This window comes from Marinomonas colpomeniae, from assembly GCF_014803385.1.
Classification (GTDB): domain Bacteria; phylum Pseudomonadota; class Gammaproteobacteria; order Pseudomonadales; family Marinomonadaceae; genus Marinomonas; species Marinomonas colpomeniae.
In genome coordinates this window covers 348,333-363,810 of sequence record NZ_JACYFC010000002.1, presented here as the reverse complement: position 1 = coordinate 363,810, position 15,478 = coordinate 348,333, and the positions used below count along the sequence as shown (strand labels likewise).

General features: G+C 42.0%; 15 protein-coding genes. 6 read left to right on the top strand and 9 right to left on the bottom strand.

The window, feature by feature from the left end; translation table 11 throughout:
* Positions 1-73: 73 nt before the first annotated feature.
* The gene (locus IF202_RS06840; protein ID WP_191594142.1) at positions 74-544 is read left to right on the top strand and encodes a DoxX family protein; all 471 of its coding nucleotides are present in this window, start codon (positions 74-76) and stop codon (positions 542-544) included.
* Between the two features lie 52 nt (positions 545-596).
* On the opposite strand, the gene IF202_RS06835 is transcribed toward IF202_RS06840, so the two are convergent.
* The 9 genes from IF202_RS06835 to IF202_RS06795 form a co-directional block, all read right to left on the bottom strand.
* Entirely contained in the window at positions 597-2,228 is a 1,632-nt protein-coding gene (locus IF202_RS06835) for a methyl-accepting chemotaxis protein (RefSeq protein WP_191594141.1), read from the bottom strand.
* Positions 2,229-2,415: 187 nt separating this feature from the next.
* A complete protein-coding gene (gene znuB / locus IF202_RS06830) occupies positions 2,416-3,219 on the bottom strand; it encodes a zinc ABC transporter permease subunit ZnuB (RefSeq protein WP_191594140.1) in 804 nt (267 codons plus the stop codon).
* A 29-nt stretch (positions 3,220-3,248) separates the two neighbouring features.
* On the bottom strand, positions 3,249-4,022 hold the full coding sequence (znuC, locus tag IF202_RS06825) for a zinc ABC transporter ATP-binding protein ZnuC (protein ID WP_191594139.1): 774 nt from the start codon (positions 4,020-4,022) through the stop codon (positions 3,249-3,251).
* The gene (locus IF202_RS06820) at positions 4,019-4,543 is read right to left on the bottom strand and encodes a Fur family transcriptional regulator (protein ID WP_191594138.1); all 525 of its coding nucleotides are present in this window, start codon (positions 4,541-4,543) and stop codon (positions 4,019-4,021) included. Before IF202_RS06820 ends, znuC begins: the two co-directional genes overlap by 4 nt.
* Positions 4,544-5,548 (bottom strand): nickel/cobalt transporter, encoded by a 1,005-nt coding sequence (locus IF202_RS06815; RefSeq protein ID WP_191594137.1) that lies wholly within the window; start codon positions 5,546-5,548, stop codon positions 4,544-4,546.
* A gap of 99 nt (positions 5,549-5,647) precedes the next feature.
* Entirely contained in the window at positions 5,648-6,271 is a 624-nt protein-coding gene (locus IF202_RS06810) for a MarC family protein (protein WP_191594136.1), read from the bottom strand.
* A 35-nt stretch (positions 6,272-6,306) separates the two neighbouring features.
* A complete protein-coding gene (locus tag IF202_RS06805) occupies positions 6,307-6,942 on the bottom strand; it encodes a LysE family translocator (protein WP_191594135.1) in 636 nt (211 codons plus the stop codon).
* A gap of 66 nt (positions 6,943-7,008) precedes the next feature.
* On the bottom strand, positions 7,009-7,587 hold the full coding sequence (locus tag IF202_RS06800; protein ID WP_191594134.1) for a DUF1007 family protein: 579 nt from the start codon (positions 7,585-7,587) through the stop codon (positions 7,009-7,011).
* Positions 7,588-7,605: 18 nt separating this feature from the next.
* On the bottom strand, positions 7,606-8,562 hold the full coding sequence (locus tag IF202_RS06795) for a homoserine kinase (RefSeq protein ID WP_191594133.1): 957 nt from the start codon (positions 8,560-8,562) through the stop codon (positions 7,606-7,608).
* Positions 8,563-8,762: 200 nt separating this feature from the next.
* Between IF202_RS06795 and IF202_RS06790 the strand changes: the two genes are divergently transcribed.
* The 5 genes from IF202_RS06790 (at position 8,763) to IF202_RS06770 (ending at position 15,348) form a co-directional block, all read left to right on the top strand.
* Complete coding sequence (locus IF202_RS06790; protein ID WP_191594132.1) at positions 8,763-9,887, top strand: GGDEF domain-containing protein; 1,125 nt, start codon at positions 8,763-8,765, stop codon at positions 9,885-9,887.
* Between the two features lie 112 nt (positions 9,888-9,999).
* Entirely contained in the window at positions 10,000-12,735 is a 2,736-nt protein-coding gene (gene polA, locus IF202_RS06785) for a DNA polymerase I (RefSeq protein ID WP_191594602.1), read from the top strand.
* A gap of 320 nt (positions 12,736-13,055) precedes the next feature.
* Complete coding sequence (locus tag IF202_RS06780) at positions 13,056-14,552, top strand: Fic family protein (RefSeq protein ID WP_191594131.1); 1,497 nt, start codon at positions 13,056-13,058, stop codon at positions 14,550-14,552.
* The gene (locus IF202_RS06775) at positions 14,549-14,701 is read left to right on the top strand and encodes a hypothetical protein (protein ID WP_191594130.1); all 153 of its coding nucleotides are present in this window, start codon (positions 14,549-14,551) and stop codon (positions 14,699-14,701) included. The genes IF202_RS06780 and IF202_RS06775 overlap by 4 nt, the downstream gene beginning before the upstream one ends.
* A 5-nt stretch (positions 14,702-14,706) precedes the next feature.
* Positions 14,707-15,348 (top strand): hypothetical protein, encoded by a 642-nt coding sequence (locus IF202_RS06770; RefSeq protein ID WP_191594129.1) that lies wholly within the window; start codon positions 14,707-14,709, stop codon positions 15,346-15,348.
* Positions 15,349-15,478: the final 130 nt, after the last annotated feature.

The window sequence follows — 15,478 nt, the reverse complement described above, 5'->3', positions numbered from 1 at the left end:
CCTAGCTCATAGAGCCAACGGTACATATCAACAATCAAAATAAACAAAAAACTTAAACCTACAAGGAACTACTATGCTGTCTATTATTAACGATAAAAGCGAAGAAATATTTCGTAAAATTCCAGAATCCGTTATTTTATTTGTCGCTCGCTTCGCCATAGCCGCCGTGTTTTGGAAATCTGGCCAAACTAAAATAGAAGGCTTTTCTCTTGATATTATTGCGATGAAAATGGAACTCGGCTTTCCAAGACTAGCGGAAACCACAGGGTTCTTATTTGAATACGAATACAACCTGCCACTTATACCTCCTATGATTGCAGCGGTACTAGCAACATTAGCAGAACACCTTCTGCCAATTTTGATTCTAAGTGGTCTTTTTACTCGTCTTGCAGGATTTGGTATTGCGATGATGACATTGGTCATTCAGATTTTTGTTTATCCTGATGCTTACCCAACTCATGCTACTTGGTTGGCGATCGCTTTGTTACTGATGTACCGAGGCGCAGGCTCTTTCTCTTTAGACAATTGGTTAGCAAAGCGTTAACCAATTGTGTTGCTTTAAAGAGGGGCTCAAAAAGCTAATAACCATTCAGGTATTAGCTTTTTGGTAGCGTAAACGTGAAAATTGCTTGCTTTGTTTGCTCTGAAGCACCTGACAAGGCGTCTGTTAGCGCAGTTAGGTGCAATGAAGTTTGGCCGTTATTAACCGTCACATCGACAATTTGAGTGATATGCAAAGCAATATCATTGGCTTCAGAAGATTGGTGTTGTGCAAGTTCAGATAAACCATCCAAACTCTTAAGTGATACAGCAGAATCTTCCTCTAACTGGGTCAATGGCCCGACTACATTTTCTATTTGCGTTACACCATGGCGCATACGCTCTTGTCCTTGCTCCATCTCATCAGAGATTCTCACAGACAAGTCGGCAATAGATGTAATCACCTGATCGATAGATTCCGTTACTTTCGCAGTATTACTCGCTAAGTTTCTAACTTCATCTGCAACAACTGCAAAACCACGACCAGCTTCACCAGCACGGGCCGCTTCAATAGATGCATTCAACGCCAACAAATTAGTTTGATCTGCAACATTACGAATATCATTAACAAAGTCAGATACCGTTGCGGCGCTTTCCTTCAATTTAGTAACTGAATTGGATGTTTCTTCAATGTACGCAGCCACAGACGTAATATCTTTTGCGGCATCATTAATAATCTGTTTACCATGCTTTGCCAAACCATGAGCTGCTTCAGCTTGATTACGGGACACGGCAACGTGCTCCGCCATAGTCGTTACACCAGTAGATAACTCTTCAACAGAAGCTTGAATATCACTTGCCATAAGCTCTTGCTTATCAGAGCCTTGCTGAACATTCACCACACTAGTACGAATATCACTGACAGCATCCACAACCGTTTGCGCACTTGAGTCTATTTTATTGACCACGCCGACTAAGCTAGCACGCATGACTTTCACACTGCCAACCAACTTACCTATTTCACCTTTTTGTTGAAGATTAATGGTATGAGATAAATCCCCTCTCGCCACACAATCTAATAGGTTACCGACTTGACGTAATGGATTAACAATACTGCGAGTAATTAGTACCGACATAATGGTACCTATCAATAACGCTAAGATACCCACTCCAATAATCATCAGAATTCCAAGTTCAGAATCAGACAATACTTGCTGCTGACGGGTTTGCATCATTTTGCGCTCTCTTTCTGATAGCGCTTTTGTTTGAGCCAAAAAGGTTTGTAATTCGTCTATTGTTGGGCCAGCCATCTGCATCTGTGCATCAATTAACTCACCAAACTCAACAGCTTCTACTGTCGCTTGCAAAGCCGCTTGATAAACAACTCGCTGCTTTTGAAGGTTTTCAATATTTAATTTGCTGGCTTCAGAGGTAACTAAGGTCGCCATTAGTTCTAGGCTGGCATCCATGTTGCGATTACGTTCATCAATTTCTTTATAAATCGCTACACGAGCATCACGATCTTCTACAACGAATAAAAGTAATAAACGGCTCGCTAAGCTTTCTGCGTTTACATTTAGCTCACCAGTTAATTCAACCAGTGCTGCATTTTCATCAACAATACTTCGTGTGTTACTTGATAGCATCTGAAAGCGTGTAACAGAAAGCCCTATTACCACTAATAGAAATACCAACAACACTAAATAACTCGCGGTTAAACGACCTCGAATCGTTGTAAAACCCAGCATAGACTAACCTCTAAATGACCTTAAATATGACGTCTAAATTAACGCCGCGATACATCCTTTAAGATTAGACGTAAAGCAGATGATTATTATTACAATTTCTAACACAAGAAATAAACAATAAGATTTAATGACCTTTATATGACTTTCACTGTAACACTACATCAGCAACTCAATAGATTTTAGTGCATTAATTATTAAAATATTTAAGGCGCTGAATTGGTAAAGTGTAGGCAATTAAAAACAAAAACGCCGCACAAACCACAACGCTTGGTCCCGTTGGTGTATCCCATTGGTAAGATGCCCACAATCCACCGCATACCGACAAACAACCAATTAAGCTTGCCATAGAAGCCATTTGAACAGGTGTTTTAGACAATTTACGAGCCGTAGCAGCGGGAATAATCATTAAAGAAGTAATCAACAACACACCGACAATTTTCATTGCCACTGCAATAACTAACGCCACCAGCAACATAAGCAATAAGCGAATCGCTTCAACTGGATAACCTTCTACTTTTGCTAACTCTTCATTTACTGTCATAGCTAAAAGTGGCTTCCAGAATACGACTAACAAAGTAATCACTGCCAACCCACCACCGTAAATCCAATACACATCGGTTTGGCTTATTGCCAATAAATCACCAAACAAATAGGCCATCAAATCAATACGAATGTTATCGAGAAAACTCACGGCAACCAGCCCTAATGACAAGGCAGAATGAGCCAAAATGCCCAACAAGGTATCCGTCGCAATAATGTGTTTCTTCTGTAGCATTACCAAAACCAACGCCAAACCAACACACAAGACGATAATCGCAAGGTTCAAATTAATATCGAACAAAAAACCAAGCGCTACACCCAACAAGGCAGAATGCGCCAAGGTATCTCCGAAATACGCCATACGACGCCAAACAACAAATGCGCCCAACGGCCCAGCAACGGCCGCCACACCCAATCCGCCTAACAAGGCTCTAAACAAAAGATCTAACATGGTATTACTGACTCCAAACTGGAATAGGCTTAATGGTTACAATTGGCGTGAGTGTCGTCATCACCAGATAAAATACTGCCATGTTCGCCATGAACGTGGTCATGCTGATGAGCATAAATTGCAATAGATTCATCTGCACCGGGAACACCAAATAGTGCCTGATAAGCAGGATGACCAGTCACATGTTGTGGACTACCAGAACAACAAACGTGCTGATTAATACACACCACAGTGTCGGTTTTTGCCATCACCAAATGCAAATCATGGGACACCATTAAAACGCCACAACCAAGTTCATCACGAATGCCTTCAATCAGGTTATAAAGCTCAACCTGACCATTCACATCTACGCCTTGCACTGGTTCATCCAATACAAGCAAATTCGGTTTGTTCAACAAAGCACGAGCCAATAAAACTCGCTGTGTCTCGCCGCCAGATAACACATGCACTTGTGAATGAATGAGATGCGCGATACCTAACGTCTCTAATGTTGGAAGAATTTGATGCTTATCCACACCACGCACCAAGGCCAAAAAGTGCTTCACGGTTAAGGGTAAAGTAGGATCAATATGGAGCTTCTGAGGCATATAACCAATGCGCAGTGTTTTGTGTCGAACAACTTCGCCAGACGTCGCAGCCTGCAAACCCAATAAGATACGAATCAAGGTGCTTTTTCCGCTGCCATTTGGGCCAATCAGCGTAACAATTTCCCCTTCGCTGATGCTCATATCGATGCCGTCTAGCAAGGTTCGGCCATTAAATGAAATGCCAATTTGTTCAAAAGCGACTAACTGTTTGTTCATACATTCGCTCCTGTAGGATGACTTTTACAAGCGGAACACAATCCGGTTAACTCAATCGTTTCGGCGCGTAATTCGAACCCTTGCTGAGCCGCTTTTTCAATCAACGCTGCATGAATGTCTTGGTAATCAAATTCCATAACATTGTGGCAATCATCACAAATCAGAAAATAGCCCTTATGCTCTTTGTCTGCATGGACGCAGCCAAGATAAGCATTCATTGATTCCACTTTATGAATCAAACCCGCGCTTAATAAAAAGTCTAATGCGCGATATACCGTCGGCGGCGCTGAGTTAAATCCCTCTTCTGCTAATTTCGCTAATAATTGATAAGCCCCAAGTGGACGATGGCTTTCCCAAATTAGCTCTAAAGCACGACGACGCACCTTGGTAAGACGTTGACCTTGCTCTACACATAAGGTTTCTGCGGTCGCTAAAGCGCTCTCAATACAATCATTATGATTATGGTTAGTACTTTGATCACCATGATTATGGTCGTGATCATGTGAAGTATTTTTTTCCATTTAAAACGCCCTTCCAGCATTGCTGATATAGCTTAAAATCATAGAGCAACTGATGACAATCAAAGCGGACGCCGCAATAAAACCGAATGCACGAGACACTCGCTGTCGCCAGATTTGATGCTCTCGACTCAATATAAAACCAGTATCACGAACAAACACAGTGACACCAGCCAAGGATGCCACGGTAATGGCCGTGCCTAATGACATAGCAAACGTTGCAGCTAAACCCCATTGAAAAATCCCAGTGCTCAAAGAAAATAACAAAACTAGAATCGCACCAGTACAAGGTCGAATACCAACGGCAAGCGTCATCGCCCATATACTACGACGAGCGACTTTTGCTTCCTCCGCATCGTGCGCTTCAGTATGAGAACAGCAAACATGTCTGTAAGTGTCATCGTGAAAGTGAGTATCGTCATGAGAGTGACTGTGGTTGTTTGCATGATCGTGTAAGTGCTCATCTTCTGTGGAATGACCATGTAAATGATCTTTCGAATGGTCATGTCCACAGCTGGATTTACCGCGTAATAATCGTATAAGAATCCAAACGCCAATTAAACCAACCGCCGCGAAACTCGCAACTTCAAAAAACCGACTAATTTGCATCGCCTTGCCGGCTAAGGAAAAAATCTGACTCAAAACCAGAATCACCAAAACAGCCATCAGCCCCTGCGCACCAGCGCACAGAAAAGCCAAACTAATACCACGACTCAGCGGCGCTTTACTGGCTAACATATACGCAGAAATTACCGCTTTCCCATGACCAGGCCCTGCGGCATGAAACACACCGTAAAAGAAACTCGTAGTGATCAATCCCCATAGCAAAGCCGCGCTGCCTTCTTTGCTTATCGCGCGCACCAAAGTCACTAGCTCTCGATGAAAGTTCGCCTGTTGGCCCATAATCCATTGAATAAAGTCTTGATAAAACGACACATCTATCGCGGCGTAAAGAGGAGAATTAAACAGGAAGAAAGACAGAAAGAAAAAAACGGCGTTCTTCGCCATGACATGTTCTCACTTAGTAATAAATTGATTTTGTTATGATATAACAACTCAATCCGAAGGAGAAGCTAAAGCCAAAAAACGCCGCATTTAAAAATAAAACTAGCCAGTAACAGAACTAGTGACAGGTTGTAAAAATCCCATCACACCACTCATAAAAATTTGCGCTGCCATGGCCGCCAAAATCAAACCCGTGATTTTAGACAATACATTTAAGCCAGTACGACCTAACATTTTTTCGATCAAAGAGCCGGAATACAGAATCAAAGCTAAGGTACCCAACGCCAACAGCAAGCCCATCAAACCTAGGATTAAATCCCAACCTTGTAGTTCAGCACCGTAAACTAGAATTGTACCGATTGTTGCGGGTCCAATGATCGTTGGCACGGCTAATGGAACAACCGAAATATCATCACGTTCTTCACTTGGCATACCGACCGCATGATTTCGTGTGCCATCACGAACCAAACTTAAAGCGGATAAAAACAGCAAGACACCTGATCCAATTTTGAAAGAATCTAATGTTATGCCCAATATAGAAAACAAACTCCCACCAAAAAACAACAACACTATCGCAATGGCAGCAGAAGAAATAATGGCCTTATTCGCCACCTGTTTTCGTGATGCTGAAGACTCTCCTCGAGTTAACGCAAGAAACATAGACAACACAAAGAACGGCGCGAATAAAAAGAAGAACTTAATCCAAGTTGCGATCAATAAACTCATTTAGAGAACTACCAAAGAAGCATTTAACAACACTATTAGCGCTGACTTAATGCGAGTTTTACACCAAAGCTCACTAGCAACAAACCAGTTAAGCCATCCAAAATTTGCGCCACTCTTGGTCGCGCCAGCCAAACTCGCGCTTTATGGACCATAAGCGCAAGAAACGTTTGCCATGCCATCGCTATAATAAAATGCAGAGAAGCCATAAAGAGAGATTGACCTAAAGCAGAATAAGACGGATCGATAAACTGCGGTAAAAACGCCATATAAAAAATAATTGGCTTTGGGTTCAATACGTTCGATAAAATACCCTGACGAAAACCGCCCCAAGCCGTTAGTACCTTAGCCGACTTTTTATCACTAAATGTCATGCCTACAGGCTTCATTGCGCTGCGCAACGCCTGTACACCTAAATAAACAAGATAAGCGGCACCCGCAAATTTGAACGCGGTAAACAAACCAGCAGAGCCTAATAAAATTACCGACAAGCCTAAGGCCGACAAGGTCGCATGGGCGAACAATCCCATGCAAATGCCTAAGCTAGTTAAAAAACCTAGACGCCAACCCCCTGTTGCCGCATTTCGCATCACTAGAATTGTGTCTACACCTGGACTCATCGTAAGAACAGAAATTGCCAACAAAAAAGGTAACCATTGAAAATGTTCTATCATCTGAGACTTCCTTTCCTTACAACTTATAAAGTGACGTAAAAAACACTAAAAGCGTTTTAAAAGACATTAAGGCTTGCAGGTCAAATCCACCCAAAATGCCACGGATGTTTCTTCTGCTTCACGCTCAACGGGAGTACAAATTTCAGATAAAAGACCTGACAAACGCACCAAACCTTCCTCTAACGGCTCCATGGCAAAATACAATTCATCATCACCAAATGCCAAACTTAAGGTCGAGGTTTCAAGATCCACTGACGATGGCAATGTAATACCAAAACGAACCCATAACATCTGGTCTCGAACACGAACATCAATAATATGCACATCAGATGGAACGATGTCCGCACCATCCTGCTTCATCTTGATAAAGTAACCATAGTTTTCGAAGCTTTTTAGCACCTCGATCATTTCGATTTTTTCTTGGCCTGTAAACTCACCATCAGAATTAACGTCATATTCAGCAATCAGACTAGTCGAGGTAAAAAGGTCAAGACTCCATATGCCTTCTAATTCTTCTATATTTGGTTGATCAATCGTTACTCGATATTGAGAATCAACCCAAACATGGGGATGAGCCATCACCTTGTTAACAAGGAGAAAGCTGGCACTAATAAACAAACATAAACTCAACCAAAAACGGACCATTTTATCTCACCTGACCTTTTACTCTAATAAACTGGGCGCATAACGAATGCGCGCTTCTAAAATACGTTGAAATTCGAGTGGATCATGTTGTTGCGCCAAACGTACTGGGTCGGATTTTGCGCCGTGCCACGCTTCTAAGCGAGACAACCAGAAACGTAACGCAGCAATTCGTAGCATATAAGGCCAAGCCATGACTTCTTCGTCACTTACTTCCCTCTCGTACAAATAGGCCTTTAACAGCGCTCGATATTTAGGCATGTCCAATTCGCCTGTCTCTATGTCCGAACACCAATCGTTCACCACAATGGCTAAATCGTACATCACCCACGAATGGCATGCGTTATAAAAATCAATAACCGCTGACAACTTGCCGTCTTCAAACAAAGTGTTGTTATAAAACAAATCTCCGTGAATCGTCGTTTTCGGTAAATCAGCATGATCTGCAATAAAGGCATCAAACGCTGAAATTTGTGACATTAACAACTCAGCTTGTACTGGTTCTAGCTCCGATTCAATCGCTTTACTGGTCTTATGCCACCAAGTCACACCACGATGACTATCACGATGTTCTGGGAAGTCTTCGCCCGCAATATGCAATTTCGCTAAGGCGGCACCCATTATCTGACAAGAACTAACGTCTGTTTGTTTAAGCTCGGTACCAGGAAAACAATCCACAATGATAGCTGGACGCTCGTTCACCATTCGTAAGCGTTCACCATGAATATCAATCAAGGCGGCTGGAACGTTAAAGCCTTTGTGTTTCAAATGTGCGACAACATCTAAGAAGTACGGCACTTCTTCTAACTCGAACTCTTCAAACAAGGTCACCACGTACTTACCTGTGGTAGTAATCAAAAAATAATTGGTGTTTTCAACACCGCCTGAAATGCCTTGGAACGAAACCAGTTCACCCAAATAATAATCGGCCACTAAAGCGCGCATGTCAGAGTCAGAAAGGGATGTGTAAACAGCCAAGTTGTACTACCTATGTATAATCAAAAGATAAAGCGAATACGAAAACGCCTATGCTCCACAATAAGCGACTAAAGGTCAATTCGTTATCAGTAAAATACACAGACATCAGCTCACGCTTTTTACGAAGAAAAACAATATTTTATTATTGATTATGTATACTCAGTATTAAAGACAAACTAACTGCGTGATATTTTATCTATATGGACCAGCAATTTAGTAAATCAGTTTTTTTGATTAAAGCAACGTACCAACTGCTTATTGGTACGATATTAATCTGTGCCATATATACTATTTGCTCTACCCTCTTCACTGGTAGCTTTGTCATAAATGTTTTTCAACCAGTCATGATTTTATTTGCTTATTTAGGTGTACTTGCTTATTTAGGTGTACTTGCTTATTTACATAGCGATCCAGAAAATAAAATACATAAGACTCTTTTCTTATATTGCTTTATTACCTTAATCACCTCTGTACCTAGTGCCTTGTATTACACCATAGGTGGATGGCTTAACATGTGGGATTTTGTGGCAATCTTTCCACCTATATCCGGCATGAATATTTTAACTACCGCATTGATGCTAATGTTAATTCCTGAAAGGCTGTCTAAATTTGCAGTCATTTGTTGGTCGTTAAACACATTACCTATATTACTTTTTTTATTAACAACTCCGTCTCAACTTCAAACACCGAGAGGTTATGATTTATTATTTCTGCTAGGCCCGGCAAGCATATTGATACTACTCATGATTCCTTACCAGAAAAAAATACAATCCAATATCGAAAAAATAACCTATGAGTTGAAACATTCAAAAGCAGCCTCTCTACAAGATTTTTTAACCGATGTGTTTAATCGACGTGGTTTAGACAGCTGGTTAATGGAAGGTAAACCATCTAACAATATCTGCATTCTTCTTATCGATATTGATAAATTCAAAGATATTAATGACAAGTTTGGGCACTCTGTTGGTGACAATGTCTTAATTGAACTCGCCTCTCGCCTAAGCACGGTTTATTCTGAATTGCATTGCCTTGCGCGTTGGGGTGGAGAAGAGTTTATCGTTGTTATTGTGAATCCCACCACTCATACCACATCCATGATTGGCGAAATGTTTAGAACCGCTATTAGCCAGCGATCTTACAAAATCATTGGTCAAGTCACTGCCAGCATTGGCGTTTCCAGCATAAAAAAGGCAAAGGACTTCGATATATTAGTTGATGAAGCAGACAAAGCCCTTTATTTCGCGAAAGCCAACGGCCGCGACCAAGTAAGCTTGTATCAACAGAGTCTAGAAACAGCTATCGAGCAGCCATCAACGAAAGATTAATTCCTCTTTTGACTGCAAAAACCTCCTCAAACACATAGAATAGAAGCCAATTATCGCCTATTCATGCAGAGGTTCTATTTTGGCTACGGATTCATCAATACAAACTCCACCAATGGTTCTCGTCGACGGCTCGTCTTATCTTTACCGAGCTTTCCACGCCATTCCACCAATGAGCACCAGCGACGGCCATCCGACCAACGCCACTCGCGGTGTCATCAGTATGATCCGCAGCCTTATCAAAACCTACCCTGATTCGCCCATGGTTATTATTTTTGATGCTAAGGGTAAAACCTTCCGCGATGAGATCTACAGCGAATACAAGGCACAACGTCCACCAATGCCTGATGACTTACGTCCACAAATCGAGCCAATTCACCGCATGGTGGAAGGCATGGGCTTGCCACTGGTTATTATCGACGGCGTAGAAGCCGACGATGTTATCGGCACTATCGCCAAACAAGTCGGCGAAGCAGGTCGTGAAGTCGTCGTATCCACTGGCGATAAAGACATGGCGCAATTGGTGACAGACAAGGTCACACTTGTAAACACCATGAACAACACTGTCATGGACATTCAAGGTGTCACCGACAAATTCGGCATTCCACCAGAACTGATTATCGATTATCTCGCTTTAATGGGCGACAAAGTCGACAACATTCCTGGCGTCCCGGGCGTTGGCGAAAAAACCGCCGTAGCCTTGTTACAAGGTTTGGGTAGCATCAAAGAAATTTACGAGCACCTAGATGACATTGCCGCGTTGGGTTTCCGTGGTTCCAAAACCATGAAACAAAAAATGGAAGACAACAAAGAGATGGCCGAGCTGTCCTATACCTTGGCGACCATCAAATGTGACGTAGAATTGCCATTTAATTCTCTAGAGTTGGAGAACGGCGAAGTAAACAAAGACGTTTTACGCGAGTGGTTCACTAAACTGGAATTCAAAACTTGGTTATCCGATTTAGATAAAGAGCCAAGTGTAGAAACTGCCAGCGACACCGTCGGCAATGATGGTCAAGTCGATGCGCCAGTGGCGTCTAACATAGAGGTGAACTACAAAACGGTTTTCGATAAAGATGCATTCAATGCTTGGTTAGAGAAAATACAAAACGCCGAATTAACCGCTTTCGACACAGAAACCACCAGCCTAAATTACATGGCCGCAGAATTGGTTGGCGTGTCTTTTTCTGTTGAAGCAGGCATTGGCGCTTATGTGCCTTTTGCTCATGACTACGAAGGCGCACCAGAGCAGCTTGACCGCGATTGGGTATTAGAACAGCTAAAACCTTGGTTAGAAGACGACAGCAAAGCTAAAGTCGGTCAGCACTTAAAATACGATGCCAACGTACTGAACAACTACGACATTACCTTACGCGGCATCGCCTACGACACCATGTTGGAGTCTTACGTTTACAACTCAGTAAGTTCACGTCATGACATGGATACGCTGGCGAAAAAATTCTTAGGACACACTTGTGTCAGCTTTGAAGAATTAGCCGGTAAAGGCAAGAAGCAAAAAACCTTCAATGAAATCGACTTAGGACAAGCTGCCTTTTACGCAGCGGAAGACGCTGATATTACCTTGCGCCTTCATCAAACTATCTGGCCGCTAGTCGAGAAAACACCAGAATTGGTCAGCATTTTCAAAGACATCGAATGCCCCTTAATTCCCGTCTTGGCGAAAATGGAACAAACGGGCGCTTTGATCGACCCAGAATTACTGCACATCCAAAGCAGTGAAATTGGCGCCAAGTTACAAGAGCTGGAAATCAAAGCCCACGAAGAAGCAGGCGAAAGTTTCAACCTAAGTTCACCAAAACAACTGCAAGTCATCTTGTTCGAAAAACAAGGTTTGCCTGTTATCAAAAAAACACCAAAAGGCCAGCCGTCTACCGCTGAACCTATCTTGCAAGAATTGGCGCAAGAATTTGAATTACCACGCTTGATCATGGAACACCGCAGCCTGTCTAAGTTGAAATCCACTTACACAGACAAACTGCCAGAAATGATCCAGAAAACGGGTCGTATTCATACGTCCTATCATCAAGCAATTACTGCAACGGGCCGTTTGTCATCGACTGATCCAAATTTGCAGAACATCCCAATTCGTACCGCAGAAGGTCGTCGTATTCGCCAAGCGTTTATCGCCCCAACAGGCTACAAGATGCTCGCGGCCGATTACTCCCAAGTCGAATTACGCATCATGGCGCATTTGTCGCAAGACAAAGGCTTGCTCGATGCCTTCACTAAAGACGCTGACGTGCATAAAGCCACCGCCGCCGAAGTCTTTGAAGTCACACTAGACGAAGTCACGACTGAACAGCGCCGCCGAGCTAAAGCCATCAACTTTGGTTTGATCTACGGCATGTCAGCTTTTGGTCTTGCGAAACAGCTTGATATCAGCCGCCCAGAAGCCGCTAAATACATCAAACGTTATTTCGAACGTTACCCCGGCGTACAGCAATACATGGAAAACACCCGTGAAGGCGCGAAAGAAAAAGGCTACGTAGAAACCATCTATGGCCGCCGTCTGTACTTGCCAGACATCAAAGCCAGCAACGCCATGATGCGCCAAGCCGCCGAACGCACCGCGATCAACGCGCCAATGCAAGGCTCCGCCGCCGACATCATCAAACGCGCCATGATCAAGATGCACGACTGGTTACAAAGCACAGACCTAGACGTGAAAATGATCATGCAAGTACACGATGAACTCATCTTCGAAATCGCCGAAAAAGACCTAGAAGCCGCTCAAGCGAAAATCGTCGACATCATGGAAAACAGCAGCAAAATTGACGTACCTTTATTAGTAGAAGCAGGCGTTGGAATGAACTGGGACGAGGCGCATTAGAACTTCAAGCAATCAGATTATTTAGAAACACAGAAAGGCTTTCGATGACTCGAAGGCCTTTTTTATTCGACGTAATGAAGAATTCTGAACAATTTTCTGAGTAAAACAGTCAAACTGAACAAAAATCTTAGACGCTGAATGATTTTCTGAGCTGATGAAGTGATAAAATGGCATGGATTTAATGAAAAACACAACTTTGAACAATTTTATTAGAAAAAATCCAATCCTGAACAAAAATCTTAGTTATTAAAAACTTTTCTTGAATAATAAGCTAAACTGAATAAAAATTTCAGTTACAAAAACATTTTCTGGTACACAGCATGAAAAATGAATACGTTGGATACGCCTATTTAATTGAGCACTCAGAAGTCAAAGCGCTGTCTTTGCACTCTTCTGCGCGCATTATGCCTGTGACCAAAAAACAACAAATAGAAAACACCCTAGCAATCCCCGCGACGCTAAAGCCAGCAGACATACTATTAGATCATGTGTTATTCGCCTTAAAACACGAAGGTTTGAATTTACAGGTTCTTGCTCAAGTCATGCCTCTTATCTGCGAAACTGAAATCCTCGAACATTATGAAGCGTCTCCAACAGGTAAATACATACGTATAACTTGCTTACTTTGGGAGCACTTTAACCAGCAACACATTCAACGAACAACCGAGCTTAAGCATGGTAAATACGTTCCTTTATTAGACCCAAAAGACTATATAACGGGTATTGAGAAAAAGAACGCACGCTGGCGAGTGACCATTAATATCATTGGGTCACTAAACTATTGCGTAACTGTAAGGCGAACTGCTCGTTTAGAAAAAGCCCTCGAAGTTGATGTGTTGCAGAAAGCCAAAAAGTATACAGAATCGCTTGATGAGTCCTTATTAAACAGAGCGTTATCTTGGGTATATTTAAGCGAAACGAGAGACTCTTTTGCCATTGAAAAAGAACTTCCAGATACAGGCAAGATACAACGCTATACCAACTTATTAAAACAAGCTCACAAACCGCGTAACATTGACGAAGACTATTTGATCGAATTGCAAAATGCCACGATCAACAACCAATATGAATGGGCAATGTCTTATCGCAATGAGCAAAACTACCTAAGCAATGGATCAGGCTCTATCGGCGTCACTTACGTACCACCAGAACCAGAACTGTGCCGAACACTCATGAGCGAATGGGAAACGCTAACCAATGATTTACCGGATAATATTGACCCCATTGTACTCGGCGCAATTATTTCCTTTGGTTTTGTTTTTTTACACCCCTTCATGGATGGCAATGGCCGCTTATCACGTTTTCTCTTTCATCATGTTTTATGTCGTAGTGGCAAACTGGCTAACGGACTTCTCTTGCCTGTTTCCGCGGTTTTGCACAATAAAGAACGCCAATATTTAAAAACATTAACCAATTATTCATCCGAGGTAAGGCAACACTGGCAAGTGGACTACCTAGATACGGAAAATTTCACTTTTACCTTTCAAGGTCACGACGCTATTTATCGTTATTGGGACGGCACCACTTGTGCCGAACTCATGGCAGAAGCCTGCGAAGAAGCCATGGAAGATTACATCAAAAAAGAAGTTGCCTACTTAAATCAATACGATGTTCTAAAGCGGCACATCAACAACCAATTCGACATCAATGACAGAACGCTTTCGAAGTTGGTAATCTTCTGCCTTGAACAGAACGGCAAAATATCTAAAAAGCGTAGAGATCAGTTTCAATATGAAGTGCCCTCTGACGCCTTCGATGCTTTAGAACAAGCCTTCTCAGAAATAGTATTTAGAGAAAATTCAGATAATACGCCATGATCAAAATAAACGAATGGCTAGTAGAAATCGGCCAAGACGTGAAAATGATCATGCAAGTACATGATGGAATGACCTTTGAAGTGACCGTGAAACACCTACAAATAGAAGATAAAATTATCAAGACAAGAATATTATTTCTTAAGGAATAGCAACGATGACATCAGAGGATTTACTCATTGAACTCAAGTGGGGATCAACCAGCTTGGTTGAAGAGTTTGGCGAACCAGACCGTCTCATATATGAGTACTATGGCGCTATCAACAGAGTTGATGAATATGAAGAGTCCACAAGGGTAGGGAAATTCAGAGCGCAATATGTTGATGTTGTAAGAGCAATCAATGAACATGAAGATATTTTTGAAGTTATGGATTGCCACTCTTCATCAATGCTCGAGTACTTTGACCCAATATTTGGAAAGAATTCTACAGGCTTCTCAGATCTTGTCATGGAAACTTTGAATCACAGTATTAATGATGAAAATTTGCTTATATTAGATCGTGTTGAGCTTCTACCAGAATTCAGAGGCGAAAAAATCGGTCTGAAAGCTCTAAGGCACATGATGACTAGGTTTTCTGCTGGGGCTGGAATTGTTGCACTTAAAGCATTTCCTTTACAATATGAAGCTCATCGAGATGATGATTTATGGAGATCTAAGTTACTTCTTGAGGATTTCGAATCAAATCAAAATTTCTCTATAGAAAAACTAAAAAATTACTATGAAAAACTCGGATTCAAACGTCTACCAGATACAGATATAATGATTTTTTCTACGGCGTTCATTATTCCATCGATCTAATTTTCTATCGCATAACAAGCAAAAATCGACGTACCGCTATTAGTAGAAGCAGGCGTTGGAATGAACTGGGACGAGGCGCATTAGAGCCCCGTTTTATTAAGAGGATTTATTGTCGTAATGAGAAATACAT

What these genes read in the sequence shown, in the direction of transcription:
- IF202_RS06815 (WP_191594137.1), bottom strand. Translation starts at nt 5,548, where the DNA reads ATGGCGAAGAACGCCGTTTTTTTCTTTCTGTCTTTCTTCCTGTTTAAT.
- IF202_RS06820 (WP_191594138.1), bottom strand. Translation starts at nt 4,543, where the DNA reads ATGGAAAAAAATACTTCACATGATCACGACCATAATCATGGTGATCAA.
- IF202_RS06770 (WP_191594129.1), top strand. Translation starts at nt 14,707, where the DNA reads ATGACATCAGAGGATTTACTCATTGAACTCAAGTGGGGATCAACCAGC.
- IF202_RS06835 (WP_191594141.1), bottom strand. Translation starts at nt 2,228, where the DNA reads ATGCTGGGTTTTACAACGATTCGAGGTCGTTTAACCGCGAGTTATTTA.
- znuC (WP_191594139.1), bottom strand. Translation starts at nt 4,022, where the DNA reads ATGAACAAACAGTTAGTCGCTTTTGAACAAATTGGCATTTCATTTAAT.
- IF202_RS06840 (WP_191594142.1), top strand. Translation starts at nt 74, where the DNA reads ATGCTGTCTATTATTAACGATAAAAGCGAAGAAATATTTCGTAAAATT.
- IF202_RS06790 (WP_191594132.1), top strand. Translation starts at nt 8,763, where the DNA reads ATGGACCAGCAATTTAGTAAATCAGTTTTTTTGATTAAAGCAACGTAC.
- IF202_RS06800 (WP_191594134.1), bottom strand. Translation starts at nt 7,587, where the DNA reads ATGGTCCGTTTTTGGTTGAGTTTATGTTTGTTTATTAGTGCCAGCTTT.
- IF202_RS06780 (WP_191594131.1), top strand. Translation starts at nt 13,056, where the DNA reads ATGAAAAATGAATACGTTGGATACGCCTATTTAATTGAGCACTCAGAA.
- polA (WP_191594602.1), top strand. Translation starts at nt 10,000, where the DNA reads ATGGTTCTCGTCGACGGCTCGTCTTATCTTTACCGAGCTTTCCACGCC.
- IF202_RS06805 (WP_191594135.1), bottom strand. Translation starts at nt 6,942, where the DNA reads ATGATAGAACATTTTCAATGGTTACCTTTTTTGTTGGCAATTTCTGTT.
- IF202_RS06810 (WP_191594136.1), bottom strand. Translation starts at nt 6,271, where the DNA reads ATGAGTTTATTGATCGCAACTTGGATTAAGTTCTTCTTTTTATTCGCG.
- IF202_RS06775 (WP_191594130.1), top strand. Translation starts at nt 14,549, where the DNA reads ATGATCAAAATAAACGAATGGCTAGTAGAAATCGGCCAAGACGTGAAA.
- znuB (WP_191594140.1), bottom strand. Translation starts at nt 3,219, where the DNA reads ATGTTAGATCTTTTGTTTAGAGCCTTGTTAGGCGGATTGGGTGTGGCG.